General features: G+C 54.1%; 21 protein-coding genes and 3 pseudogenes. 13 read left to right on the forward strand and 11 right to left on the reverse strand.

Translation table 11 applies throughout. The features are described 5' to 3' along the window. Positions 1 to 177: 177 nt before the first annotated feature. Positions 178 to 456 (forward strand): annotated as a pseudogene (locus tag BLQ98_RS15585) (transposase); the annotation flags it as partial. Here the strand turns inward: BLQ98_RS15585 and BLQ98_RS15590 are convergent. After that, positions 433 to 1,593, reverse strand: coding sequence for an IS30 family transposase (locus BLQ98_RS15590; protein ID WP_093734178.1), 1,161 nt, complete (start codon positions 1,591 to 1,593; stop codon positions 433 to 435). The pseudogene BLQ98_RS15585 and the gene BLQ98_RS15590 overlap by 24 nt on opposite strands. A gap of 66 nt (positions 1,594 to 1,659) precedes the next feature. Between BLQ98_RS15590 and BLQ98_RS15595 the strand changes: the two are divergent. Then, a pseudogene (locus tag BLQ98_RS15595) lies at positions 1,660 to 2,559 on the forward strand (IS3-like element ISSusp1 family transposase); the annotation flags it as partial. A 223-nt stretch (positions 2,560 to 2,782) separates the two neighbouring features. Then, positions 2,783 to 3,715: a stealth family protein gene (locus BLQ98_RS15600; RefSeq protein WP_093734179.1), complete on the forward strand. Its 933-nt coding sequence runs from the start codon at positions 2,783 to 2,785 to the stop codon at positions 3,713 to 3,715. 663 nt (positions 3,716 to 4,378) lie between these two features. On the opposite strand, the gene BLQ98_RS15605 is transcribed toward BLQ98_RS15600, so the two are convergent. The 4 genes from BLQ98_RS15605 to BLQ98_RS15620 all read right to left on the reverse strand — a co-directional run bounded on the left by BLQ98_RS15605 (position 4,379) and on the right by BLQ98_RS15620 (position 8,013). Then, entirely contained in the window at positions 4,379 to 5,059 is a 681-nt protein-coding gene (locus BLQ98_RS15605; protein WP_244148460.1) for an outer membrane protein, read from the reverse strand. Between the two features lie 557 nt (positions 5,060 to 5,616). Then, positions 5,617 to 7,203, reverse strand: coding sequence for an IS66 family transposase (gene tnpC / locus BLQ98_RS15610; RefSeq protein WP_093734180.1), 1,587 nt, complete (start codon positions 7,201 to 7,203; stop codon positions 5,617 to 5,619). Between the two features lie 55 nt (positions 7,204 to 7,258). Then, a complete protein-coding gene (tnpB, locus tag BLQ98_RS15615) occupies positions 7,259 to 7,612 on the reverse strand; it encodes an IS66 family insertion sequence element accessory protein TnpB (RefSeq protein ID WP_093734181.1) in 354 nt (117 codons plus the stop codon). Then, on the reverse strand, positions 7,606 to 8,013 hold the full coding sequence (locus tag BLQ98_RS15620) for a transposase (RefSeq protein ID WP_093734182.1): 408 nt from the start codon (positions 8,011 to 8,013) through the stop codon (positions 7,606 to 7,608). The genes tnpB (BLQ98_RS15615) and BLQ98_RS15620 overlap by 7 nt, the downstream gene beginning before the upstream one ends. 197 nt (positions 8,014 to 8,210) lie before the next feature. Here BLQ98_RS15620 and BLQ98_RS18525 point away from each other — a divergent pair. Continuing rightward, a pseudogene (locus BLQ98_RS18525) lies at positions 8,211 to 8,383 on the forward strand (transposase); the annotation flags it as partial. A 208-nt stretch (positions 8,384 to 8,591) separates the two neighbouring features. Here BLQ98_RS18525 and BLQ98_RS15625 read toward each other — a convergent pair. The 6 genes from BLQ98_RS15625 to BLQ98_RS15650 form a co-directional block, all read right to left on the reverse strand. Then, positions 8,592 to 9,203, reverse strand: a complete 612-nt coding sequence (locus tag BLQ98_RS15625) for a tyrosine-type recombinase/integrase (RefSeq protein ID WP_093734183.1) — start codon at positions 9,201 to 9,203, stop codon at positions 8,592 to 8,594. Positions 9,204 to 9,487: 284 nt separating this feature from the next. Next, the gene (locus BLQ98_RS15630) at positions 9,488 to 10,918 is read right to left on the reverse strand and encodes an ATP-binding protein (RefSeq protein ID WP_167354566.1); all 1,431 of its coding nucleotides are present in this window, start codon (positions 10,916 to 10,918) and stop codon (positions 9,488 to 9,490) included. Between the two features lie 422 nt (positions 10,919 to 11,340). Continuing rightward, a complete protein-coding gene (locus BLQ98_RS15635; RefSeq protein WP_093734185.1) occupies positions 11,341 to 12,024 on the reverse strand; it encodes a UPF0149 family protein in 684 nt (227 codons plus the stop codon). Positions 12,025 to 12,358: 334 nt separating this feature from the next. Then, on the reverse strand, positions 12,359 to 13,798 hold the full coding sequence (locus BLQ98_RS15640; protein WP_208596080.1) for an NAD(P)/FAD-dependent oxidoreductase: 1,440 nt from the start codon (positions 13,796 to 13,798) through the stop codon (positions 12,359 to 12,361). A 38-nt stretch (positions 13,799 to 13,836) separates the two neighbouring features. Further along, positions 13,837 to 14,181, reverse strand: coding sequence for a RidA family protein (locus tag BLQ98_RS15645; protein ID WP_093734187.1), 345 nt, complete (start codon positions 14,179 to 14,181; stop codon positions 13,837 to 13,839). A gap of 66 nt (positions 14,182 to 14,247) precedes the next feature. Further along, positions 14,248 to 14,868, reverse strand: a complete 621-nt coding sequence (locus tag BLQ98_RS15650) for a cupin domain-containing protein (RefSeq protein WP_093734188.1) — start codon at positions 14,866 to 14,868, stop codon at positions 14,248 to 14,250. A gap of 311 nt (positions 14,869 to 15,179) precedes the next feature. Here BLQ98_RS15650 and BLQ98_RS15655 point away from each other — a divergent pair, with 311 nt between their 5' ends. The 9 genes from BLQ98_RS15655 to BLQ98_RS15695 all read left to right on the forward strand — a co-directional run. Beyond that, positions 15,180 to 16,880: a peptide ABC transporter substrate-binding protein gene (locus tag BLQ98_RS15655; RefSeq protein ID WP_093734189.1), complete on the forward strand. Its 1,701-nt coding sequence runs from the start codon at positions 15,180 to 15,182 to the stop codon at positions 16,878 to 16,880. Between the two features lie 30 nt (positions 16,881 to 16,910). After that, complete coding sequence (locus BLQ98_RS15660) at positions 16,911 to 17,864, forward strand: ABC transporter permease (RefSeq protein ID WP_093734190.1); 954 nt, start codon at positions 16,911 to 16,913, stop codon at positions 17,862 to 17,864. Beyond that, a complete protein-coding gene (locus BLQ98_RS15665) occupies positions 17,864 to 18,739 on the forward strand; it encodes an ABC transporter permease (RefSeq protein WP_067622639.1) in 876 nt (291 codons plus the stop codon). The genes BLQ98_RS15660 and BLQ98_RS15665 overlap by 1 nt, the downstream gene beginning before the upstream one ends. Before the next feature lie 14 nt (positions 18,740 to 18,753). After that, complete coding sequence (locus tag BLQ98_RS15670; protein ID WP_093734191.1) at positions 18,754 to 20,583, forward strand: ABC transporter ATP-binding protein; 1,830 nt, start codon at positions 18,754 to 18,756, stop codon at positions 20,581 to 20,583. 389 nt (positions 20,584 to 20,972) lie between these two features. After that, positions 20,973 to 21,353, forward strand: a complete 381-nt coding sequence (tnpA, locus tag BLQ98_RS15675; RefSeq protein ID WP_069301501.1) for an IS66-like element accessory protein TnpA — start codon at positions 20,973 to 20,975, stop codon at positions 21,351 to 21,353. Continuing rightward, positions 21,350 to 21,697, forward strand: a complete 348-nt coding sequence (gene tnpB, locus BLQ98_RS15680) for an IS66 family insertion sequence element accessory protein TnpB (protein ID WP_093734192.1) — start codon at positions 21,350 to 21,352, stop codon at positions 21,695 to 21,697. The genes tnpA and tnpB (BLQ98_RS15680) overlap by 4 nt, the downstream gene beginning before the upstream one ends. 62 nt (positions 21,698 to 21,759) lie before the next feature. After that, on the forward strand, positions 21,760 to 23,373 hold the full coding sequence (tnpC, locus tag BLQ98_RS15685) for an IS66 family transposase (RefSeq protein WP_093734193.1): 1,614 nt from the start codon (positions 21,760 to 21,762) through the stop codon (positions 23,371 to 23,373). Next, positions 23,373 to 23,669, forward strand: a complete 297-nt coding sequence (locus BLQ98_RS15690) for a hypothetical protein (protein ID WP_093734194.1) — start codon at positions 23,373 to 23,375, stop codon at positions 23,667 to 23,669. The genes tnpC (BLQ98_RS15685) and BLQ98_RS15690 overlap by 1 nt, the downstream gene beginning before the upstream one ends. A 138-nt stretch (positions 23,670 to 23,807) precedes the next feature. Further along, positions 23,808 to 24,608: IS110 family RNA-guided transposase (locus BLQ98_RS15695; RefSeq protein WP_093734195.1), on the forward strand; the 801-nt coding region annotated here is incomplete at its 3' end.

Raw genomic sequence — 24,608 nt, forward strand, 5'->3', positions numbered from 1 at the left:
TTAGAGGTGTTCAAAAGTAGAATTTTCTCGGCAGGATATCTGAGGAGATTTACGATGAAGAACGGACGATTTAGCGACGCGCAAATCATGGCAGTGTTGAAGCAGGCGGAGGGCGGTGTGAATAGCCCCTAGATTTGTAGACGCTTTCTTCCCTAACTTTGAGGCAAGGAGGCCGTTATGGGGAAGCCAAATTTCAGTGACGATTTCAAGCGCGATGCAGTCCATCAGATAACAGTGCGGGGGTATGCCGTTCGCGAGGTTTCGGAACGGTTGGGCGTCAGTACATATTCGCTCTACAAATGGATGAAGCTCTACGCAAAAGCTGCGTCACAGACATCATCTGTTGACCATGAAGCTGAGAACCGCAGGCTCAAGCGTGAGTTGGCGCGGATGACGGAGGAGCGCGACATCCTAAAAAAAGCGGCGGTGAGTTCAACCGGTCAACGCAAGGGCTGCATTGAACCTATCAGAGGGCGTTGCATAACCAAGTGTTTTTCTTGGGCGCGTATTCAGCTTCAGCGCCACTTGGTCGAGATCGTCTTGGCTGAAGGATGATAGATCGGTGCCCTTAGGAAAATACTGTCGCAAAAGCCCATTGGTGTTTTCGTTGCTGCCGCGCTGCCATGGGCTCTGAGGGTCACAGAAGTAGACAGAGATATCCGTCGTGACGCTGAACCTGGTATGATATGCCAGCTCAGTGCCGCGATCCCAAGTCAGCGATGCCATGACACTTTTGGGAAGTTGGCCAACCTGCCGGATGAGTGCGTCCACCACTGTGTTGCTATCTTTGCCCTTCACTTGAACCAGCATGACAAAGCGGGAAGTCCTTTCCACCAGCGTGGCGATGTGACTATTTTTGGCTCCGCTCAGCAAATCGCCTTCCCAATGGCCTGGCACCGCGCGATCCTCAATCTCTGCCGGCCTGTCCCGGATCGACACCGCATCAATAATCTGCCCACGGGTCTGCCCCGCTGTGCTGGCCGTTTTACCCCTACGCATGATCCGACGGCTGCGCAGATGTGCCATCAGCTCTTTCTTCAGTACACCACGGGCTTGAATGAACAGGCTTTTATAGATCGTTTCGTGACTGACATGCATGGTCTCGTCTCCGTCGAACGTGATCTTGAGCCATCCCGCTATTTGCTGGGGTGACCATTGCTCCTGTAACTTCTGTGCCACCATGGCCCGCAAAGCAGAGTGCGTCGACAGAAAGCAGGGCTTGGGCCGAAGTGCAGATTGCATCGCTCTCTCCTCAGCTTTCGCGGCGCGGTATGCTTGTCGCCCATCATTACGGGTAATTTCTCGGCTTATCGTCGATGCTGAGCGTCCAAGGACAGACGCAATGCGCTGCTGTGAATGGCCAGCACTCAAACCACGCGAGATCTCTTCACGCTCCGACTGCGTCAGGGACCCCGGTCGTCGTCGCCTAATCGCTGGCGCTATGCCGCCTTTAGCCACGACAATGGTAAAAACCGAAGCTGCATGTTTGCCCAAAGCGCGGCCGATGTCGCTGAGCGACTCTCCGTTCTTCCAACGTGTCCAGAGTTCCAACTTCTGTTCGGCGGATAAGCCGGGGCGACCAGTGCGAGGCATAGCGCAATCCTTTCAGGGCAGAGCCAAATACACCCTATTGCGCTGACCGGTTGAACTCACCGCTGCGTACTTCGCAAAGGATGCAAGGTGAAGTACGCGTTTATTGCCGAGCACCGCCCTCAGTATTCGGTACGCAGGATGTGTCGTTGCCTCAATATCCATCCCAGCGGGTTCTATGCATGGATTAAAAATCCATTAAGCCACGGTGCGCGTGAGGATGCGCGTCAGACCAAGCTGCTCGAAGAAGCTTGGAACGACAGTGGCAAGGTCTACGGATACCGTAAGCTGCATGACGATCTGGTGGAGTTGGGTGAGACCAGTTGCCCAAACCGTGTTGCTAGGTTGGCCCGTTTGGCTGGGATCCGCGCTGAGATCGGGTACAAACGTAAGCCGGGCAAGTATGGTGGAAGGCCGTCAGTCGTCGTCGACAACACGTTAGACCGGCAGTTTGATGTGACAGCGCCAGACACCGCCTGGGTGTCCGATATCACTTACATCAAAACCTATGAGGGGTTCCTCTATCTGGCGGTTATCATCGACCTCTACTCACGACGTGTGATCGGCTGGGCGACACAATCGCGGCAACCAACAGACCTCGTACTGCAAGCCCTTCTGATGGCTGTCTGGCGACGCAAACCTAAGCGACGCGTCCTGATCCACACGGATCAAGGCTCACAATACACCAGCAGGGACTGGGCGGCGTTTCTGCGGGCCCACAATATCGAACACTCGATGAGCAGGCGCGGGAATTGCCATGACAATGCGGTCGCTGAGAGCTTCTTCAACCTGCTCAAACGGGAACGCGTCCGGCGTCGAACATATAAAACCCGCGAGCAGGCCAGACAGGACATCTTCGACTACATCGAAATGTTCTATAACCCGAAACGCAAACATGTCAGAAACGGTATGCTGTCGCCTGTCAACTTCGAAAACAGACAGTTCAATGTGAACCAAGAAGGTGTCTAGGAAACTAGGGGCTATTCATTCTATTCGTAGTCTAGCACTACTCTTACCATAACTAGAAGTCGCCATAAAAATATTTAGGAAATCCGATTCCGTCGCCGTATTTGACTAGTTTACTGGACTTGTGATATTCTAATTTGTGGCTGAAGATACTAGCTTAATAAGATCTATCAGTTCTCGTAAGCTGATTTTCCAAGGGTAAAAATTTTGAACTGAAAGACCTAAAATGATTGATGCTGTAGTTACTTGGGTGAACGGTGCAGACCCGCAGCACCAAAACAAACGCGCCAAATATTTGGACCAAACGGTATCGCCAAGCTCATATGAGCCAACACGCTTCGATAGCTTGGGGGAAATCAGATTTGCAGTACTGTCACTTCTACAATTTTGCCCATTCCTGAGGAACATACACATCGTTACTGATGCTCAGCACCCAGTGATCTTAGATCCTATTTTGGCAGCGTACTCTAATGTCAAAGTCGTCGATCACGTAGATATTTTTGGAGAGCATGCTGATCTTTTGCCGGTTTTCTCGTCGAGGTCGATTGAAACGATGATACATCGTATTCCGGGCTTGGCGGAGCAGTTTTTATATTTGAACGATGATATTTTCGTAGGGCGACCGATGACGCCTCAGGATTACTTTTACGATGGTACACCTATTATTCGGGGCAGTTTTAGATCTTTCCCGAACCCGGCATTACAGTGGCTAAAATCTAAGGTTCGCAAGGATCGTCCCGGCTATAATGCCGCACAACGTGATGCAGCGAGACTAGCGGGACTGAAGGACAAGTACCTCATTTCTGAACATCAGCCACATCCGATGCGACGCTCGACACTCCAGACACATTACAAAGACAAAGTGCTAGAACTAAGGGAGCAAATTAGCTATCGTTTTAGGTCATCTCGACAGGTTTCGCCGATCGGCTTGAGCAATCACTTAGAGATGGCAAGAGGTGCGCGAGTGGAGGGTCCTTTCGATGTCGGGTATATTCGTCCAGGTCGACCTACTGGAACGGAGCTCCAAAATGTATTGTCTCATCTAAATGAAAACCATTTCGCATCATTTTGCGTCCAGAGCCTAGACCAAATGCCAGCAAAGGACGCTGAAGCTATAATTAACGCGCTTAATAGGCGCTACTATATCCGTGATGCATGATGCTGCTTGAGTTGCCAAATAATAGTGTATCTAAAAATTTTGGGGTTGGAGATAGACGGAAGAGTAATCTTTCCCTAGAATATAACGTGAATTGGTACGGGGCTTGCAGCTCGATCAGTTCTACACCTGCGTCAAGGTCATCAATGTCCTTAAAGAGGGGCATGAATATTCCAAGCCAATGCTGAATTTGTCGGTAACTAGGTTTCAATGCTGATACCATATATCAAGACTAAATCTCAGATCAGCAGGACCAAAGAGTAGCTCAAATTTGATGTAAAGTTCTATTTCGCACATGCAAATTACTAGATTTAATTAACAGAGTAGAATTCATGTGTAAAAAACAATTTAAATATTTTCTGTGCTTAATCGGATTTCATTCATGGCGAGAGAGCACAACTATGCCTGAAAAGGGTTGTAAGAGATGTGGTCAACGACACTCGTATTATTGAAACCAACGTGCAGCTTTCTAAAAAATTATTGCTTGTAGTTTTGGTCATATGAGGAAGTCTGAGTCGCTAAGTCATTCATCGCGCATCAACACTCATGTCGGCATCTAAAGTATCCAGCTCGCTAAACTGACGCTGGTTGCATTTCTAATAAAAAAACAGCTACCCTATTTACCCGGGTAGCTGTTCAAACTTAGGGTTCTGGAGGCCTATAAGTTTAGAAGCGGTAGTTCACACCGAACTTTATTTGCTGAAGATCAGCTTCTAGCTGGCCGTCAGTGTTATCAACATCACCAAAATCAGTGTAGCTATACTCTGCGTACCCTGTCCAGTTCTGGGTGAACATGTATTCACCGCCGAAACCGATTGTCACGCCGTCGAGGTCCTCGGATTCTTTAGTCCCACCGAGCGAAACTTCGCCTTCGGCCTGACTGTAGCCCAATAGGCCGTACGCAAGGAAGTTATCCTTCACAAGATAGCCGCCGCGCGCAAAAATTGTCGCCATATCTTGGATTTCGACGTTCACTCCGGAGCCCGCCAAAACACCCTCGCCGTCACCGTCGTATGAACCAAAATTGTATTCAGCCCCAAGACCGAACACGCCGCGGCCGAACTGCCAATCGTAGCCCGCTCGCAATGCGCCCGACACACCATCGGGTTCGGAGAGATTGTCACTGAAGCCGTTGGTGGCCAAAGTCGAAGCCAAATCATCGTTCGCATCGAGCGAGCCAAAACCGTAGCTGATGTTGCCACCAATGTAGCCGCCAGCCCATGTCTGAACTGAAGGCTGTTCAGCCATCATTACGGGTTGTTCGATAACTGGGGTGACCAAGTCACCTGCAAGCGCTGGTGCGGAAACAAGCAGGGCTAGAGCCATGCTATAGGTAAAAGTCTTCATTGGAAGGTCCTTAGTGGATTGATATTAACCACAGCAACATCTCAAGCATTTCGATGACACACAACAATACCCATAGGTTGTTTAACTTAACTTTAATACATGTTGTAATTACGCATCATTTAATATGGGCGCAATGTATAGCAAACACTAAATATATAATAATCGTAAGCGTTGCCTAGACAGCACCTTCCCAGTTTTCGCCTGAGCTGCGACTCCGTTTCTGATGGATATTGGGCGGGAGTTTCACGATGGCGACTACGGTAGAGTTTCTCAGGGACTACGGGGTGGAGTTATCTGGTGCTTAGACGTCTAAATATCAGGTACCAACACCTAGAAGGCCATTCTTTAATCATGCCTTAACTAGTTGTGTGTATGGTTATTGAGGTAAGGCAGCCGAATAGGCAGCCAAGTTTCCCGCCGAATAGGCGGCCTAACTCACTATGTCGACCGCCGAATAGGCGGAAGAAGCCTGGCCCCTGACGGGGCCGGGTTTTTTGATTTTAGAGACATGGCGGGACGCATGTAAGCGCTCCTAGGAGGGCACTGTCGGGTCAGCTTTACGGCTGGAAATTCCACGGAAGAAGATCGTCGATGCGATTGGCAGGATGACCTGACGCAATCGCTTCAAGGGTAGCCTTGAGGTATGCGAACGGTTCGACATCATTGACCTTCGCGGTGGCGATGAGAGATGCGATGCGGCCCCAGGCGTGGCCACCTTCGTCGTGGCCGGCAAAAAGCGCATTCTTTCGCGTCAGAGCAATTGTGCGGATCAGGTTTTCGACGGCATTGGAGTCGATTTCGACCCGACCGTCGTGCAGAAAGGTTTGCAACCCGCTCCATTGCCGATGGATATAGGTCAACTTCTCGCCGAGGCGGGACTTCGAGGATATCCGGCACCGTTGGTTCTGAAGCCACTCGCCGAACTCTGCAATCAATGGAGCCGTGCGGGTCCGACGTGCCGAGAGGCGCTGACTGGAACCCATCCCACGGATCTCGCTTTCAATGCGGTAGAACTCTGCGATCCGGCGCAGCCCTTCTGCGGCGATCTCTGAGCCGTCTCGGTCAAAGACCTCTTTCAGCTTGCGACGCGCGTGTGCCCAACAATACGCGACGGTGATCGGCGCGCCGCCTTTCCGCGACGGGCGCGTCAGTCGGTTGTAGCCAGCATAGCCGTCCAGTTGCAGAGTGCCGTCAAAGCCCCGCAATATCTGCTCTGCATTCTGCCCTGCACGACCCGGGGCATAGGTGAAGACAACGCCTGGCGGATCATCTCCACCCCATCCTCGGTCATCGCGCGCCAGTGCCCAAAGGTATCCTGTCTTCGTGCGGCCTCGACCTGGGTCCAGAACGGGGGCCGTTGTCTCATCCATAAATAGCTTGCCGGACTTCTTTAGATGCTCAGCCAAGCGGTCCACGACAGGGCTCAGATGGAAAGCCGCTGTGCCGACCCAATCGGCCAAAGTGCTGCGGTGGATATCGACGCCGGAGCGGGCAAGGATTTGGCTTTGACGATACAACGGCAGGTGATCTGAGAACTTGCTGACCAGCACATGCGCGATGGCGCCCTCGGTCGGCAACCCGCCTTCGATCAAATGCGCAGGAGCCGGGGCCTGCGTGATACCTTCAGCGCAGGAGCGGCAAGCATATTTGGGGCGAACGGTGACGATGACACGCAACTGCGCTGGAATGACATCCAGTCGCTCGGTGCGGTCTTCGCCAATACGGTGCATCTCGCCACATCCGCAGGGACAGCTTAAACTCTGAGGCTCGACCACCCGTTCAACCCGTGGAAGGTCTGCGGGAAGATTGCCACGGTTGCGCCGGGCAGCTTTGCGAGGCCGTGCCTCTGAGGAGGTCTGCTCAGCTTGCTGGGTCTCAACTTCGGCGACGGCCACCTCAAGGTCTTCAAAAGCCAGCTGCCGCTCATCCTCGCTTAACTTCTCCGAGCGCTTGCCATGTGTGGCGTTCTTGAGTTCGGCAATTAGGTGCTCCAGACGCTTAACCAAAACTTCCAGCTCGGATGTTTTGGTTTGGAGCCCGGTCGTCTCTTGCTTCAGCGAATTGTTCTCGCGCAGCACCGCCAAGACAGCTTCACGCTGGCTCTCGGGGATGGCGGATATATCGATGGGCAGCAGGTTGGACATGCCCGGATTATAACTTGATTTACGCCCAAATGGGCAGGCCTTTTGCGCCCCCGAGTCACTCTGCCGCAGCCGGTCTGCGGGGTTCTAAAGAGCGCACCCGACGCCAGTCCAACCCTGCAAAAAGCGCCTCGAATTGGGGGCGGTTCAAGGTGATCACGCTATCTCGAATGGCGGGCCAAATGAAGCTGTTCTCCTCGAGTCGTTTGTAGGTCATCACGAGCCCGCTCCCGTCCCAGAACAAAATCTTCATCCTGTCGGCGCGCTTGGCGCGGAATACAAAGACTGTTCCTGTAAAGGGGTCCTGGGCCAGTGCCGACTGAACCATCGAAGCCAATCCATCGTGCCCTTTACGGAAGTCCACCGGCCGCGTCGCAACCAATATCCGAACGCCTTGCGATGGCATCAGCATGAAGAAGCTTCAAGCGCATGGGCGATCTCTGCAATCCGAGAGGCGGAGGTTTGCAGCGGCAGCTCGATGGCGATCTCACCAAAGATCAATCTGATCGCCTCATTCGGAACGGTTAAAGCTTCTGGGGCCTCCTCCGGCCCAGCAGAAACGACCAGTGGAGCGAAGAGTGGCGCGTCAGCATCCGGCGCGGGTAATAACAGCTTTCCTTGCTTGGCCTGTCGACGCCACGCCGATAGCTGGTTCGGAAGGATGCCATATCGCTCAGCGACGGCGTTCACCGTTGCACCAACCTCAAGCGTGTCCGCAACAGCCTGTGCCTTTGCGGTATCCGACCAACGGCGGTGGCCGGACGCATAAATCTCAACGCCAAGCGTTCTGAGAAACGAATTTGTAGCGCACATTGCGAAACGCACTCCCCATCATAAGATGAGTTCGTTCTCGCAGCGCGGATCACACCCTACAACGTGACCCCGGGCCACCGCTTACTAATAATCTCTGTTTCCCTCGGCTCAGGTCCCATCAATCGGCCTGAGATTGAGGGTCTGCATAGTTTACCGTTCCCGAATTAAATGGGAATCGATGAGTAACCTTATTTAGGCTGAGCGAAGCACAGGTGGAGTGGCTGCGGCCTTATTTTCCGAAGAACCATGGCGTGGCACGCGTTGATAACCGGCGTGCCTTGTGCCGCATTATCTTCATCAAGCGTAACGGTTTGCGCTGTGCGATGCGCCGCGTGAGTATGGCTCTCATAAGACGCCCGACAACCGTTGGTAAAGATGAAGCGACATGGGAGTCTTCGCGCCGATCATGCTAAGCAGGTTTGTAACGTTGCGATGACCTAGGCAGGCAGGATGCTGTCGATGTTCCTCTGGGAATTCTGCAAAGCGCTCATGACCTAAAAGGTGTATTTGCCACGATGAGAGAGCCGTGCTGGCGACTTCATCCAAAAGCAGTATTCTCTCTTCGACGGGTAACATGATCAGCACTTCCCCCACATTCTGGACGCAATGCCCTGTTCTTCTTTTCCGACCGCGTCGGCGTAGATCGCAGTAGTGCTGAGTTGCGCATGGCCAAGCCAGCGCTGCAACATGTGCAGAGGTACGCCCTGAACTGTCGCATGTACGCCAAATCCATGCCTGAGACCCTTAGGGGAACGGTGCGGTGCATCTGGGATACTCGCATCAATCATGATCCGCTTCACGATCTGCCAGATCCGGACACGGCTCAGATCCCAGATAGGTGCGGTCGCTTTGCGCCGCGATTTCTGAGCCTCCCGGATCCCATGGGCGGTGTTCAAAGTATCGAGGAACTCGGGTGGGACCGGCACGGTCCGGAACACGGTTTTCTGACGTCCTGCGGCGTCTTGCCGTTTTTTCAGGGACCGGATCGCGATTGTGCCACCGGATAGGTCGATCCTGGCCGGTGTAATCTCCAGGAGTTCGGACGGTCGGCACCCGGTCCAGTGCAGGGTCTCACAGAGGGTGCGGTCGCGGGCGGGCTGCCGCCGGGCCACAGCCAGAAAAGCGGCGCGCTCCTCGGCATTAAGATAGAGCCGATTTCCTTGGGTATCGTGGAGGCGCATTTCGCTCATATTTAACACTATGCATGAAGACTGTTAAACTTAGAAGTGGTAACAGGCCCCGTATCCTACTGAGCCGGTGGCCGTGGCACCTGAATGTTTAACACTATTAGTAATAGTGTTAAGTCGGCCTCATTTTCAAAGGTATCCGAGGCCATTTGGGAGGCTGCCGGATGCCAATGCACAGTCCAGCACTAAGTGAGGTCTCTTTGGGCGGAAACCGGACTTTCGCTGCGCTCTGGATAGAGGTATGCTGTGCGGACAAACCTGCCGTTCGCCGCAGATGGCAAGGTGTTTTATTTGCGGTTTCTAACAGCGTTCCGCATTACCCTGTAAGCTGGACTCGAAAGTTCAAAGTCGTCTGGCAAGCCCCATTTAGTGCGATAAGCTTCCGGCGTCATGTCGTGCTTCTGCCTAATATGGCGACGCAGAATGCTCAGCTTCTCACCACATTCAAGACAGGTGATATAGCGGTGGTCATTCTGCTCGACCGCTTTTTCTAGCTCACTATCCACCAAGCTACGGGCTGTTGGGAGGCGAATGGTAAAATGAGTCCCTTTACCGAGCCCACTGGACAGAGATATGGTGCCCCCCAGCAAATCGATTTCACGTTTAATGATGTTCATCCCAAGGCCGGTCCCGCCACCGTCCCGGGCAGATCTCGGATCATGGCCCTCAAACTCATCAAAAAGCCTGCTTTGCAGATTTGATCCCATACCCACTCCGGTATCGCTAACGCGAATAATGACAGTGCCTTCTTGCGAAAGCACCTCTATTGTCACCCGAACTTCACCAGCGGCCGTGTATTTGATAGCATTTGCCACAAGCTGATCAACCACGTTTGTGAGAATGTGAGCGTCGAACAAAAAGACCATATTGTCTGGGGCCAGACTATTCGATGTCAGAGCTATCCCCTTGGCTTGCGCGGCCTCGCGGTTTCGGGCGACAACATCTTCGATGACGTTGATAGGATCAAAAGATTCTGCCGCAATGGAAGCAGTAGCGGTATCTAATTCAGCGATGCGAACCAAATCATCCGTGAGCGCGCGCAACCGAGAGGTATTTCGCTCGATCACCTCGACCAAGCTTTGCGTCTTATCATCTGTCGAAATAGCACCAAGAAGGCGCGCGGCCCCAGAAATTGCGCTTAAAGGCGTCCGGACCTCATGGTTCGCATGCGATAGAAAACTTGCTCGGGTCGACGCCGCTTTTTCAGCAAGAAGTTTAGCCCTTGCTCGATCTCTTACCGCAGAGGCCAAATAAAACTGGTCGTCCGCGATCGAAGCCAACTGCATCAAAAGCTCCACTTCCTGCTCAGTCCATGTTCGCGGACGTTGGTCCATGCAGCAAAGGGCACCCAGCGGCTTGCCTCGCTCGCCGTGAAATGGGACGCCAAGATAGCTTATAATGCCAAACGCATCTATTGCCGGATTGTGCATGTGCAGTGGATGTTCCCGAGCATCCGCCAAATACAAAAGAGCATCGCTATCTCGCACATGTTTGCAAAAGGAGTAGCTTAGCGGCGTGGAGCGGCTCTGTCGCAACTCGTCTGGGACACCTACGGCAGATTTCAGCAATTGCCGATCTCCCAGATCGTCAATGACAGTGAGTAGTGAAACAGGTGCCCGCAGAAGCTTTGAAGCCAGATGGGTGATTTTGTCGAAGCGGATATCCGATTCAGCAAAAGATAAATCGAGTGGCGACAAGGCATATGCGTCGTATTCCATGAGGATACCTCTCAGTAGCCGGGCGGGGGGGGGGGGCAAGAGCAACGCACCAAACTGAGTGCTAATGCTTGAAATCGCCATATAGGAATGACGGTCGGTTGAAACAACTGCGGATTGATTGATCATGAATGAAATTGCTGCGATGCAGCGAAAAAATGCTCAAACGCACACTTGTTCTCAGCGGAAGTTGGCCTATTTCGCTTTCTGCCGGAAAGTAGGGCGAGGCTTAACGAGCATTTCAGACCTGATGGGAAACGAATTCAGCTTGGTCTGGCACATTCATGGTCCGGCCTGGTAAAATATAGCTGCGTGACGCACAGATGGCTGGTTCGGCTCGGCACGGTCACTAAGGGCTATTCAGACCTTAGCTGCGCAATACCCCAAGGTCGGCTTAGGGCTGGTAGAAGCCTGAGCGTTCCAACTCAGTGTCGGCCGCAGCATTTCTTGTATTTGCGCCCCGACCCACAGGCGCATGGATCGTTCTGCCTTGGCCGGGGGCCTGCCTTGAACGGCCTACCGGGACCCATTTCGGAATGCCGAGGTGAAAGCTCAGGGCGAGACTGATGGAGTATTGTAGCGACACAGTTTGGGATCAGATCTGGTGCCTCCAGGTCGATCTCGTCGATCTCCTCATCCGTGAACTTACTTTGGCCGATGTAGATATCTTGAAGCGCCATCAGGAAGATCATCGTTGCCCGCGTCTCTTCGTCGGCTTGATCGAGAAGTTGACTCCAAGCTTCCGGCCGTAGCCGCATGGCGCGCGTGAAGCCATCGACCCAAGGCTCCCACATGACTTCGTCACTATTGGGATCAACCTCGTAAATCGGTTCGACCCAAAGCGAGCCGGTTATGGACGCGGCGATCGAATTATAATGTGCCATCACCGCACTAATGGTCTCCTCGGCGGCTTTTTCGTCAGGGAATTCTGCCTCTCCAGTCTCACCCCAGACCTGAGGCAGCCACCCCGAAGGCGGGATCATCTCCGGGCAGGCAAGAACACCGACTATGTAGCCATCGAGCTCGCTGAGCGTCATCGGCATGTTATCAACGGGCAGCGCACGCAGCAGCGCGTCAAGTTGATCGAGATCTTGATCGGACTGATCCATTGATATCTCCCGGCGATGGTGAGGACTTTTACGCTCCGCAACACGAGTCCGCAATTGCGTCAATGGCAGCTCCGAACGGGCACGAATGGATCGCCGCAGGCGGTCTGGATGTCGGCATTGGATCGGTCGCTACAGGTGTTTCTATATCGAAATAGAGAAGCCTCCGTGATCAATGGCTGTCGGCTTGCCCCAAACTCAACCGCTTTGTGTCGCATGCGGAGGCTCGGTGAAAGGGTATTTAACACTTTCCAAGTTTGGCCCGAGCATCGTGGCGTGAAACCGTATTAGCAATAGTGTTAAGCGAGGCGACGAGATCAAACCACTGGCGCAGGTTTTACCTCGTTCCTATGCGTAAGCCGAAGGTTTTAGGGATCGCGGCTCCGACACGGTAGAGAAGCCGCGGCTTCTCCCCTCGATCTTCTGCCGCTTCGCAGCCCATGATCGATCGGCGCACTAAACGACCACCAACTGTCCGAAATGGTTCCGGTGGTAACTTGGGAACTTCCCGACGGCAGAACGGCGAGTTCGCCCATTCGTCCTTAGAGTTAAGCACCAAAGCCGCTAGGCACTGACCTCCAATGTAGGTCGGGTTAACTCCGTGACCTGAATAGCCAGCCGCGTAGTGAATGCGCGTTCCGGGACGCGTGCGAAAGAAGGGGAGGCGGTCCGAAGAGATGTCGATCCCGCCACCCCAGACCTTGGATACGCCCACTGAGGAAAGTCCGGGGAGTAGGCGGCGCAAGCCCGCCACTGCGCGGGCACCGGACGCTTGATCTTTGGTGAGGAGGGTGGATGTCGAGCTACCATTGTAGCTAATGGGACCTGACCCAGACCCCATCAGCACACGATTATCCGCAGTCTTCCGGAAGTAATGGACGAACATCCGCATATCCGCCATCCCCTCATCACCCGTCCACCCCATATTGGCCAGCTCCCTTTCTGCTGGCTCACTCATAAGAGCATAGCTTGAAAAGACGGTAACATAAGGCTTCACCCAGCTTTCACTGGCGAGTGCGGTATTGGTCGCGAGCACGACATCACGAGCCTCAATCGACCCGCCTTTCGTCCTAATACGGTTTGGAGCGCCAGAATCCACTCCGAGCATCGGCGTATGCTCATAGATTCTCACTCCACGCTCTATAGCGGCTTTTCGGAGCGCGCGGGTTAGGCGGGCCGGTTGTACGTTGGCCCCTTCGGACAGGTACATACCCTTTCGAAAGGAAGGTGAGTTGCAGTAACTCGCGACCTCCTCGGAAGAGAGCGCTTGTGCGGTGTCCGTCACTCCGAGCTGTTCTACTACACGGATATGGTGATCGATCTTTGAATCTTGTGCCGCAGTGGTCGAAACACGCACGTTGCCTGCCTCGCGCCACCAAACATCTCTTCCAGAGGTAGTTGCAAATGCTCGAATGCCATCTTGAGCTTTGGTGCCCAGTTTTGCGACTTCAACCGCTGCATCCGGACCGAGAGTTTCACTAAGACCGGGAAGGCTAGCCCAATATCCATGGACTTTGCCACCGTTCTTACCGCTGGCACCGGCACCACATATCTTAGCCTCAATAAGAACGATGTCTTGAGTGGGATCCCGGTCTTTAATTGCCAAAGCAGTCCAAAGACCCGTAAAGCCACCGCCGACGATGACCACGTCGGCGCGTTCTTCTCCCTCCAATGGCGGCACTGGAGTCGGGTTCCCTTCTTTTTGTAGGGCTTCGGTCAGCCACCAAGATGGGTCGCCTGGTGAAGGTGCATTATGCTGCATGACAATGGTCTCCAAGTGCGTAACTGTGTGTTCAGCAGGGCAAAGGAAAAAGTTCAGGCGAGTGCTTGGACCTGAATTTCCACAAGAATATCTTCACGGGCCAAACGGGCCTCTACGGTTGCGCGCGCAGGTAGCGCATCCTTGTCTACCCAGGCTTCCCAGGCTTCGTTCATCTCGGCAAAGGTGCTGATATCCTTCAGCCACACGTTCCCAGTAACGATTTTGCTTTTGTCGGTACCTGCCAATTCGAGGTACTCATCGATCTGAGCAAGAATGTCTGCCGTTTGTTCGGCGACACCGCCACTGCGATCTTTTGCAGTCAAGCCCGAAAGAAATGCGAAGCCGTTTGCAACTAATGCCTTGCTAAGAATATGGGTGGTTTGATGACGTGTAATCACAGAATTATCCTGATGTTGTAGCCGCAATTCAGCGGGTCTTGGTGAAATTTGAAATTCAATCCGAGATCAAAAATGAGCATCCAGAATGCTGATGATCCACAGAACGCGGGCGGTCTCCCCAGAATGGTTCTCTACTCTGTGGGTTTCCGTGCTGCTGAACTGAAAGCTATCCCCTGGGGATAGGACTGCAGCCTCACTTCCCACCGACAGAAGCACCTCGCCCTCAAGGACATAGCCACCCTTATCGCCGGGACCTGTAAGGGTCTCGTTGTTCTGGGCTCCAGGAGGGATTGTCAAAATCATGAATCGCATCGATTCATTGTTCTGAGGGGATAGCAGCTCTTTACTAAACCCATTCGCCCCGACAACGACTTTGGGCCGGTTGGGCGCGCGTCGCACGAAAGATGCTTCACTTGGCTCCTTGGGAACCTCACGGAACTCCCAGATGTTGGCGCCAAGCACTTCCCGCAGCTTCTCAAGGGTATTGATCGAGGGGTTGGCGGTGCCGCGCTCGATCTGACTGACTAATCCAGCCGACATTCCTGCCTCGGCAGCTAGCCGAGCGATCGTCAGCCCGCGTTCTTTTCTAAGTACTTTTAAGCGCTGCCCAATCAGGACGGCCTGTGAAGGTTGCTGCGCAGACGCCACGTCCTCCGCAGGTTTCTTCAGGTTGGTTAAATCAGTCATCGTCTCGCCCTTTAGCCTGAAGTTGAGCGTAAGCTGTGCGTAAGGTATGTTCAATATATAATCGGTATTTTGAGTCGCATCGATCGGAAAATGAAGCCAAATGCGCCATTCCCAAGCCTTTGGATGGCGAAGAACATCAATAAAACTTTCGTAAAACAGTTATTTATGCTTGTATATCCATTTTCCTATCGCATTTTATCCCATAACCTTCGCTGAACGCACCTTGACAGAAAGTTCATTATATCTATCACTAAATTCATTATTGTGCCGCTCAGAGAATATTAGGCGGCCTGTGCCAACGGGGAAATTTCATGACACGCAATGCTTCTTATCGATCCACCAGATTAGAATCTGGCGCAATGATCCACTCTCGCCGCGACGTGCTAGGCTTTGGCTTAGGGCTCTCGTCGCTGGGACTTCTAGCGGCGGCCGGGCCGGCCTTTAGCCAGTCGGATGCTATGGGTACGCCGCCGGCAACACCCACGGGCGTTGTAGTGGTTGGACTTTCGCAGGAACCAGTATCCTTTCACCCACTTATGCCAGGCGTAGAAGTTGATGAGATTATCTGGACCAATATATTCAGCTCGCTTTGGGTTGCACAGCCCGATGGCAGCCTTCTTCCGGATCTCGCTGTGGAGATTCCTTCTGTAGAGAATGGCGGCATTTCAAAAGATGGACTCGTCTGGACCGTTCGCTTGCGGGACGATGTGAAGTGGCATGATGGGACACCTTTCACTGCCCATGACGTGAAGTTCAGCTTGGAACTGATCAATGCTGACGGTTTCCGGTCACGTACCCGTGTCGGGCACGAGCTTCTTGAGGAAATCACCGTCGTTAGCGATAATGAAGTGTCATGGCGGATGTCGGCAGCATTCTCTCCGTACCTCGCTCTTCTCGCCAACACCCATATGGCGCCTCGCCACCTCCTCGAGGGGGCGGAGGATCCCAATCAAACCCCATTTGACAGCGCTCCTATTGGTACGGGTCCGTTCAAGTGGGGCTCGCGCACGTCGGGCGATAACATCACTTTGATCGCAAATGAAACCTATCACGGTGACGGCCCCTATCTGGAGAAAGCCGTCCTCAAGTATGTACCTGATATGACCTCCCTCTATGCCCAATTTCGGACTGGGCAGGTAGATACGATCCTTATTTCCGGCATTCCCCAAAACTTCTACGAGGAAGCTAAGAACCTTCCAGATCAGGATGTGTTCATTGCCCCAAGCGGGAATATCGAGCTTGTTATGCCGAACCTCGAACACCCTGCTCTCAGTGAAAAAGCGGTGCGCCAGGCCCTTTATCACGCCATTAACAAGGACGTGATAATCGACGCCATCTATTATGGTGTACCGGAGGCAACAGAGTCTTTTGCGCCCCGTGAGTCATGGGCGTTCAATCCAAATCTGCCCGAGCACGTTTACGATCCGGAGAAAGCGAACGCCCTCTTGGATGAGGCAGGCTGGGAACGTGACGGGAGCGGGATGCGCAGCAAAGATGGGGTGCGCCTGTCCTTCGACATTTCCACAACGACAGGAAACCAACTGCGCGAACAGGTACAGCAATTTTTAATGCAGGATTGGGCAGCGATCGGAGTAGAGCTTTCGATTAATAACCTGCCTGCAGCAGTTATTTGGGGCGACTTTTACGTACAGAGTCAATTTGACAGCTTGCTCGTAGGCACAACGTTTCGAACCGGCTTGGACCCTGACCCGGCGGCCCGCTTCGCCAGCACCGCCATCCCCAAAAAAGGTGGCAGCGGTGGCAACTACATGCAGTGGGAAAATGACGAGGCTGATGCGCTTCTCAAAGAAGGTCAGGAAACCTTTGATGTCGAGCGGCGCAAGGAAATCTATTACCGCCTTCAAGAGATTGTCCGAGAGGAGATGCCCATCCTGCCAATCTGGCAATATGCGCCGGTTGAAGGCATCAAAAAAGGCCTAATGGGATTCAAGCCCAATATCAACCAGCGGCAAAACGCTTGGAACATGGGCCATTGGTTCTGGGGCGCTTGAGCCTTTCACACTGACTGACAGGTAATTCACTTGGCAACTTTTCTACTTCGCCGCTTCGGCCAGGCCGTCATCTTGCTAATCGTGGTCTCGATGATCGGGTTCACGATCCTGCATCTGGCTCCGGGCGGCCCCCTTTCCCAGTATGCCGTCGATGGAAGCATGACGCAGGCTGATTTGGACCGCCTGGCAGATCAGTTGGGACTAAACAGACCACTCCCCGTCCAGTACGGGGAGTGGTTCCTCAGAATGCTTCAAGGCGATTGGGGGGTATCATACCGGGATCGACAGCCCGTTCTCGATATCATCTTCTCCCATCTTGGCGCCACGCTCGAGTTGATGCTAACAGCTACTGTAATTGCGGTCGTCCTCGGCGTGTGGATCGGCACGCTTGGCGCCATTCGCCGATACTCATTTTTTGATAGTCTTGCGACTGTCGGTGCGATGGTGGCACTTTCCATCCCGACGTTTTGGTTCGGGCTGATTGTCATCTACGTATTCTCAGTAGGGCTTGACTGGCTTCCCTCTGGAAACCGGTACACCATTGGAGATGGCTCATTCTGGAACCGGGTACACCACTTGGTAGGCCCAAGTATCGTTCTGGCACTTGTGTCCACCGCAGTCTGGAGCCGATACATGCGGTCTTCCATGCTGGATGTTATCAACCAGGATTATATTCGGACCGCCCGAGCAAAGGGTGTGAGCGAAAGACGGATCCTATTTCGTCATGCAATGCGCAACGCTCTACTACCGATGATCACCATTGCGGGCGTTCAACTTCCAGTCCTTCTGTCAGGTGCATTGGTGACTGAAACCGTATTTACGTGGCCTGGGATGGGGCGGCTGTTTCTGGATTCAATTAGTTACCGCGACTACCCAGTTGTGATGGGTGTCCTGATGTTTTCGGCTGTAATTGTGCTCCTTGGCAACCTGTTGGCCGACCTTCTCTATAGTGTTGCAGACCCTAGAATTTCGAGGCAAAGCTGATGACCGAAGCCGTTTCCCCTGCACCAAACCGTAAGCTCGCGCGGTGGCCGGTAGCTCAGAGGTTTGCAGACCACCGTCTAGCGTTGTTTGGGCTTGCAACAATCATTGTTCTAGCATTCTCTTGCCTTGTCGGTCCTTGGCTACTGCCCTTTAGTGATACACATATCGATATGCAGAGCCGGTTCGCGGCGCCATTCAGCGGTTCCCATGTTTTTGGCACTGACATGATGGGAAGAGACACGCTGGCGCGGCTCTTAATGGCAGGACGAATTTCACTTTCTATCGGATTTTCCGCCATGGCCGTCAGTATGGTAATCGGCGTGAGTGTCGGACTTATCGCAGGTTTCTATGGCGGTGCTATTGGTGCTGTTCTGATGCGCTTCGTAGATGCGATGCTTTGCTTTCCTTCCATCTTTCTGTTGCTCGCAATCTCGGCACTGGTCTCGCCAACCGTACCTGCAATTATCTTTCTGATCGCGATGACGTCATGGATGGAAGTAGCACGTGTGGTGGAGGCGCAGACGCGCTCACTGCGGACTAGGGAATACACCCTTGCGGCGCATTCCTATGGCGCAAGTAGCAGTCGCTTGATGTTTCGCGAGATCTTGCCAAACGCGATCGCACCGATCGTGGTTGCTGCTACGCTAAATGTTGCGAACGCAATCCTCGCAGAAAGTTACATCAGCTTTCTCGGCTTCGGAATTCAACCGCCGACACCAAGTTGGGGCAACATGCTGAACAGTGCCCAAACATATTTGACGAGCGCACCTTGGCTGGCGATCATTCCAGGGGCAGCCATCACCCTTGCAGTGACTTCTTTCAACTTTATCGGCGACGGGATGCGTGATGCTCTCGATCCGCGCGCTGACCACTGACAGGACGAGACAACATGATTGAGAAAACCCAGTCTCCAATTCTGCGCGTAGATGACCTGCGGGTTGCCTTTGGGGCTCGCAAAAAATGGACTGAAGTAATTCATGGGTTGTCGTTTGACGTAAACCCTGGCGAAACCGTCGCGCTGGTCGGTGAATCCGGTTCTGGAAAAAGTGTAACTGCGATGTCTATCCTCGGGTTGCTACCACCCGGCCAAGCCCGCATTGAAGGCAACATCATTTTTGAGGGGCGAGAAATTCCTCAGCTTTCGCCTGATGAAATGCGCCGCCTCAGGGGCGGGGATATCGCTATGATCTTCCAAGAGCCAATGACATCACTAAACCCGGTCATGACCTGCGGAAACCAGATCGCCGAGTCGCTGGCCATACACCGAGGCCTTGATACTCGGGCAGCCCGCGCGGAAACCTTGCGACTATTTGATCGTGTGCGGATCTCTGACGCAGAACGGCGATTCTCGGATTACCCCCACAACCTATCCGGCGGGATGCGCCAGCGGATCATGATTGCGATGGCTCTCGCCTGTAAGCCGAAGATGTTAATTGCTGACGAGCCTACAACCGCTCTCGACGTGACCATCCAAGCGCAAATCTTGTCACTCGTCAAAGAGCTTCAAGAAGACGAAGGGATGGCCGTACTTTTTATTACCCACGATATGGGCGTTGTAGCAGAGGTATCTGACCGTACTGTCGTCATGAGAAACGGCGATCTCGTCGAAACCGGCACCACCGCCGACATTTTCGGGGCTCCCAAAGCCGGGTACACCCGCTCCCTGCTCTCAGCAGTTCCGCGGCTCGGCTCCATGGCCGGTGAAAGTTTACCCCGAAAGTTTCAGATCTACTCGCGTAATAGCGGCGAAGCCGAGGACATTAAGATAAACGAGACGCCAGCGAGCGCCCCCGGAGCACCGCTACTAAAAGTGCAAGGCCTCACAACGCGTTTCACGCTTAGAAAAGGCATCTTAGGTCGCGTCGCTGGCAGAGTGCATGCGGTTGAGAACGTCTCCTTTGATATCCGGTCCGGTGAAACTTTGGCTTTGGTTGGGGAGTCGGGGTGCGGCAAATCGACAACAGGACATTCAGTTCTAAGGCTAACCGAACCGGACGCGGGGACGGTCAACCTGAACGGTGAAAACGTACTTGAGATGGATAAAGACAAGTTGCGCCAAGCTCGGCGACGCATGCAAATGATCTTCCAAGATCCATACTCTAGCCTTAATCCGCGACGCAGTGTCGGCAATTCCATCATCGAACCAATGCTCGTCAATGGCCTCGCCACGCGCGAAGAAGCGCATTATAAGGCGCGCGAGCTAATGACGCAGGTCGGGTTACTTCCCGATACACTGGAAAGATATCCTCATCAGTTCTCGGGTGGACAGAGGCAGAGGATATGCATTGCTCGAGCCCTTTCTCTTGAACCCGATCTGATCGTAGCAGATGAAAGCGTATCTGCGCTGGACGTCTCGGTAAAAGCTCAAGTAGTTAACCTAATGCTAGACCTGCAGCAGAGACTTGGCATTGCCTACCTGTTCATCTCGCACGATATGGCAGTAGTCGAGCGCGTGGCTCACCGGGTGGCCGTAATGTACCTAGGAGAGATCGTCGAGATCGGGACGCGCGAGGCGGTACTAGGAAACCCACAACACCCATACACGAAGCGACTGTTGAGTGCTGTTCCTGTTGCTGACCCGTCAAGACGACATGTCAGCAGAGTTATTGACGAAAGAGAAATTCAAAGTCCGATCCGTCAACCTGATTACGTTCCACCGAGCAGAAGCTATCTTGAAGCTGCGCCGGGGCACATGTATCTCGATGCAGATATCTCGTGAGCTGAGTTTTGCGCCATCGTATAAGGTCTTTTCGCTGTTGAAGAGTGTCCTGCAACTTAACACTTTCAGGTTCCCCTCCCAGACCCGACCCTTAACTCTATTAGCAATAATGTTAAGTCTACCTCATTTTCAAAGGTACCCGAGGCCATTTGGGATGGCTGCCGGCTGCCAATGCACAGTCCAGCACTAAGTGTGGTCTCTTTGGCGGAAACCAGACCTTTGCTGCAGGTGCGAAATATAGGATCTCCGTTTGAGAAAGCAGACGTTCGGCAGCACGTGAAACTTTCAACGTAACCGAGCCATTGGCACCGCCTGCCTGAGGCTGGAGCGATGATCTAAGAGACGTCGCTAATGACGTCATTACTGACGTCACTTATGCGGGGCCTGTGATGCGTGGCGAAATTCTTGGGGCGGAGCGGCGACGCTTTTGGCATGACGACGACAAGCTTGAGATTGTCGCGTCGGTTGGGATTGCCGGGGCGAGCGTGACGCAGGTTGCGCAGCGCCATGAGATTAAGCGACAACAAATTTACGCGTGGCGGCATGAGCTGAAGAAGAAAGGCTTGTGGTCGCCCGATGGCGGGGCGCTTTTCTTGCCGCTGGACATGCCCGTAACTGCAGGAGTGCCGGTGGCGCAGGCCCCGGTCGCTGAGCTGCCGCCTCCAGTTGCTGTTGAACTGCGCCTGCGTGGCGGGCGCAGTTTGCATTTTGAAAGCACGATTGATCCTGCTGCGCTGTCGGCGCTGATCCGTGTGGTTGACGCTGCATGATCGGCCCGGGCACCGGTGTGCGTGTGTATCTGGCCTGCGGTGTCACGGATATGCGCAAGGGGATCGCAGGGCTGGCGGCGCTGACCCAGGACGTGTTGCGACAAAAGCCTACCAGTGGGGCGGTGTTTGCGTTTCGAGGCCGTCGGGGTGATCGGATCAAGCTTCTGTTCTGGGATGGGCAGGGCTTTTGCCTCTATTACAAAGTGCTCGAACGGGGCCGCTTCCCTTGGCCGAGCGCCAAGGATGGAGCTGTGCGACTGACTTCGGCGCAACTTGCGATGTTGTGGGAGGGGATCGATTGGAGGCGTCCAGATTGGGGCGCTCCACCCGCTCGGGTGGGGTGATTTTGCGTCGGGATTTGCGTTATTTATATGGTGCTTTGACCTGACTTTTGGTAGTCAGGCGTATGCCTGAACACGCCGAAAACCTCCCCGATGATCCCGCCGTTTTGAAGGCGATGATCGCGGCTTTGCAGGCCGAAAACGCCAAGATATCGGCCACGTTGCGCGTCCATGATCAGTTGGTTCAGGCGCTTCGCCTACGGATCGCCAAATTGCAGAAACTGGCTTTCGGCAAGTCCTCAGAAAAGATCGAGCGCGAGATCGAACAGTTGGAGCTGGCGCTCGAAGATCTGCTGGTCGCGGTTGCTGAGGAAGATGACGCGCCCATCAACGAAGGGCAGGATGAACCGTCACCGGAAGCTGCCGATGCACCCGCTTTGCGCCGCCGACCACGTGTCTCGGATACGACCCCGCGCGAACGCCGTGAACTGGACCCCGGCACCTGCTGCCCTGACTGTGGCGGTGATCTGCGCGTAGTGGGTGAGGATGTCAGCGAACTCCTTGACATGATTGCTGCCCAGATGAAGGTGATCCAGATCGCCCGGATCAAGAAATCCTGTCGCCGTTGTGAGAAGATGGTGCAGGAACCCGCACCGAGCCGCCCGATCCCGGGCAGCATGGCAGGGCCAAACCTACTTGCGCATATTCTGGTCTCCAAGTTTGATGATCACCTTCCACTCTATCGCCAGCACGAGATCTTTGAGCGTATGGGCGCGGACATCCCCGAAAGCACGCTGGTCGGCTGGTGCGGACGCTCCATGAAGACCTTGTCGCCGCTGATTGAACGGATTGAGGCTGACATCATGGGCAGCGACCTGCTGCACGCAGATGACACACCGATCCGGGTGCTGGACCGCTCAAAGCGCGACAAGGGTCTTGGCAAAGGGGTCAAGCAAGGCCGGATCTGGGCCTATGTGCGCGATCAACGCCCATGGGCGGGTGCATCGCCACCGGGGGCCGTCTATCGGTTTGCACCGAACTGGAAGGAAGAGCACGTTCTCAGCCATCTGGCCAACGCCCGCGGCATCCTCCAGGCTGATGGCTATAAGGGATATGCCAAGCTCTATGCGTCTGAACCCGATGGCAAACCGCGCTTGCGCGAGGCGGCCTGTTGGGCCCACCTGCGCCGTGACTTCCACGACTTTTGGACCTCAACCAAATCCGAGATCGCCCGCGAAGCGCTCGACCGGATCGGCAAGTTCTATGACATCGAGCGCGATATAAACGGCCAGCCCGCTGACGTGCGTCATGCGACGCGCCAAAAGCTGACCCAGCCAAAGGTCGCGGCCTTCTTCGCCTGGTCTGAAAAACAGCTCCTGCGCATCCCCGGCAAAAGCGATCTGGCCAAGGCGTTCCGCTATGGTCTCGCGCGGCAGGAGGCCCTCAGCTTGTTCCTAAGCGACGGACGTGTGGCCATTGACAACAACCCCGCTGAACGCGCCCTGCGCCCGATTGGAATAGGACGGAAAAACTGGCTCTTCGCGGGCGCCGATACCGGTGCAGAAACCCTCGCGCGTGCAATGACCGTCATTGAAACTGCCAAGCTGAATGGTCTCGACCCACTGGCCTATCTCGCCGACATCCTCGACCGTATCCACGATCACAAGATCAACCGGCTGGATGAATTGCTGCCGTGGAATTGGGTGCCGCTGGACACTGCCCATTCACAGGCCACCTGATGGCGGCCGTGACCCATGTCTGCAGCATCGACTACGTAGCCAAAATGTTGGGCGAGGATGCCGAACTTCTCGAAGCGATCATCTCCAACGACGACAACCTGACCTATGGAAACATCGTCAGCGTTTACGTCGGACCCGACGAAACAAGCACCACACTGACCGATGACGGGATCGAAGAGCTGATGGACATGATCCGCGCCGCTCGTATCACCAACAAAACCTGGCATGAGTTCCTTGATGACTTCGTGCATGACACCGATCTGGTGGCACGCATCAAAGCTAAATCGCCGCGGTAACAATGGCGCGGTTACCTTTCAACCGCAGCGAACGGCAGTAAAGAGCGGCTTTGTTGATGGCGTGGATGCCCCCACCTACCGGCATCGTAATGTGCCACTGTGATGTTTCAGAAAGTATCACTCAAAGGGAGAGCATCCATGTCAGAAGTTAGCATAATCGGCATAGACCTTGCAAAGCGCGTATTTCAACTTCACGGGGCTTGCGCAAACGGAGCAGTTATTTTTCGCAAGAAACTAACGCGTGTTCAGCTTCTTGCGTTTATGAGCCAACAGCCCGAATGCATTGTTGCGATGGAGGCTTGTGCGACAGCCCATTGCTGGGGTCGCGAGATTGAGAAACTCGGCCATACGGTGCGGCTGATTGCACCGAGCTATGTGAATCCGTTTGTAAAAAGACAAAAGAACGATGTTGCTGACGCCGAAGCCATTGTTGAGGCGGCGTCGCGGCCAACAATGCGGTTTGTTGCGCTGAAGTCCGAGGCCCAGCAGGCGCGTGCCATGCTGTTTCGGACACGGCAGATGTTCATCGGTCAGCGCACTCAGACGATCAACGCACTGCGTGGCCATCTTGCGGAGCACGGTGTCGTTGCACCAAAGGGAGCCATCCACCTCAAACGCTTGGCCGACACAGTTGCGGATGAGACCATAGGCTTGCCCGAAGACGTCCGAGAACTTGCCCAAGTATACCTCGCCCAGATCGAAGGTCTCAATGTTCAGGTTGCAGCGCTGGATCAGAGGATGAAGGGTGCTGCTAAAGAAGCTGAAGCGGCACGGCGGGCCCAGACCATGCCGGGTGTGGGGCCAATCACAGCATTGGCAATTGAGACCTTCGCGCCTGATCTGAACTGCTTTCGCCGAGGTCGGGATTTTGCGGCATGGCTGGGCTTGGTCCCCAAGCAGAGCTCGACGGGTGGCAAACCTCGCCTTGGTAAGACCTCG

It is taken from the genome of Sulfitobacter litoralis, assembly GCF_900103185.1.
Lineage (GTDB): Bacteria > Pseudomonadota > Alphaproteobacteria > Rhodobacterales > Rhodobacteraceae > Sulfitobacter > Sulfitobacter litoralis.

What these genes read in the sequence shown, in the direction of transcription:
- tnpB (WP_093734192.1), top strand. Translation starts at nt 21,350, where the DNA reads ATGATCGGCCCGGGCACCGGTGTGCGTGTGTATCTGGCCTGCGGTGTC.
- BLQ98_RS15655 (WP_093734189.1), top strand. Translation starts at nt 15,180, where the DNA reads ATGACACGCAATGCTTCTTATCGATCCACCAGATTAGAATCTGGCGCA.
- BLQ98_RS15650 (WP_093734188.1), bottom strand. Translation starts at nt 14,868, where the DNA reads ATGACTGATTTAACCAACCTGAAGAAACCTGCGGAGGACGTGGCGTCT.
- BLQ98_RS15665 (WP_067622639.1), top strand. Translation starts at nt 17,864, where the DNA reads ATGACCGAAGCCGTTTCCCCTGCACCAAACCGTAAGCTCGCGCGGTGG.
- tnpC (WP_093734193.1), top strand. Translation starts at nt 21,760, where the DNA reads ATGCCTGAACACGCCGAAAACCTCCCCGATGATCCCGCCGTTTTGAAG.
- BLQ98_RS15630 (WP_167354566.1), bottom strand. Translation starts at nt 10,918, where the DNA reads ATGGAATACGACGCATATGCCTTGTCGCCACTCGATTTATCTTTTGCT.
- BLQ98_RS15590 (WP_093734178.1), bottom strand. Translation starts at nt 1,593, where the DNA reads ATGCCTCGCACTGGTCGCCCCGGCTTATCCGCCGAACAGAAGTTGGAA.
- tnpB (WP_093734181.1), bottom strand. Translation starts at nt 7,612, where the DNA reads ATGCTGATGCCATCGCAAGGCGTTCGGATATTGGTTGCGACGCGGCCG.
- BLQ98_RS15670 (WP_093734191.1), top strand. Translation starts at nt 18,754, where the DNA reads ATGATTGAGAAAACCCAGTCTCCAATTCTGCGCGTAGATGACCTGCGG.
- tnpC (WP_093734180.1), bottom strand. Translation starts at nt 7,203, where the DNA reads ATGTCCAACCTGCTGCCCATCGATATATCCGCCATCCCCGAGAGCCAG.
- BLQ98_RS15605 (WP_244148460.1), bottom strand. Translation starts at nt 5,059, where the DNA reads ATGAAGACTTTTACCTATAGCATGGCTCTAGCCCTGCTTGTTTCCGCA.
- BLQ98_RS15690 (WP_093734194.1), top strand. Translation starts at nt 23,373, where the DNA reads ATGGCGGCCGTGACCCATGTCTGCAGCATCGACTACGTAGCCAAAATG.
- tnpA (WP_069301501.1), top strand. Translation starts at nt 20,973, where the DNA reads ATGCGTGGCGAAATTCTTGGGGCGGAGCGGCGACGCTTTTGGCATGAC.
- BLQ98_RS15620 (WP_093734182.1), bottom strand. Translation starts at nt 8,013, where the DNA reads ATGTGCGCTACAAATTCGTTTCTCAGAACGCTTGGCGTTGAGATTTAT.
- BLQ98_RS15625 (WP_093734183.1), bottom strand. Translation starts at nt 9,203, where the DNA reads ATGAGCGAAATGCGCCTCCACGATACCCAAGGAAATCGGCTCTATCTT.
- BLQ98_RS15635 (WP_093734185.1), bottom strand. Translation starts at nt 12,024, where the DNA reads ATGGATCAGTCCGATCAAGATCTCGATCAACTTGACGCGCTGCTGCGT.
- BLQ98_RS15600 (WP_093734179.1), top strand. Translation starts at nt 2,783, where the DNA reads ATGATTGATGCTGTAGTTACTTGGGTGAACGGTGCAGACCCGCAGCAC.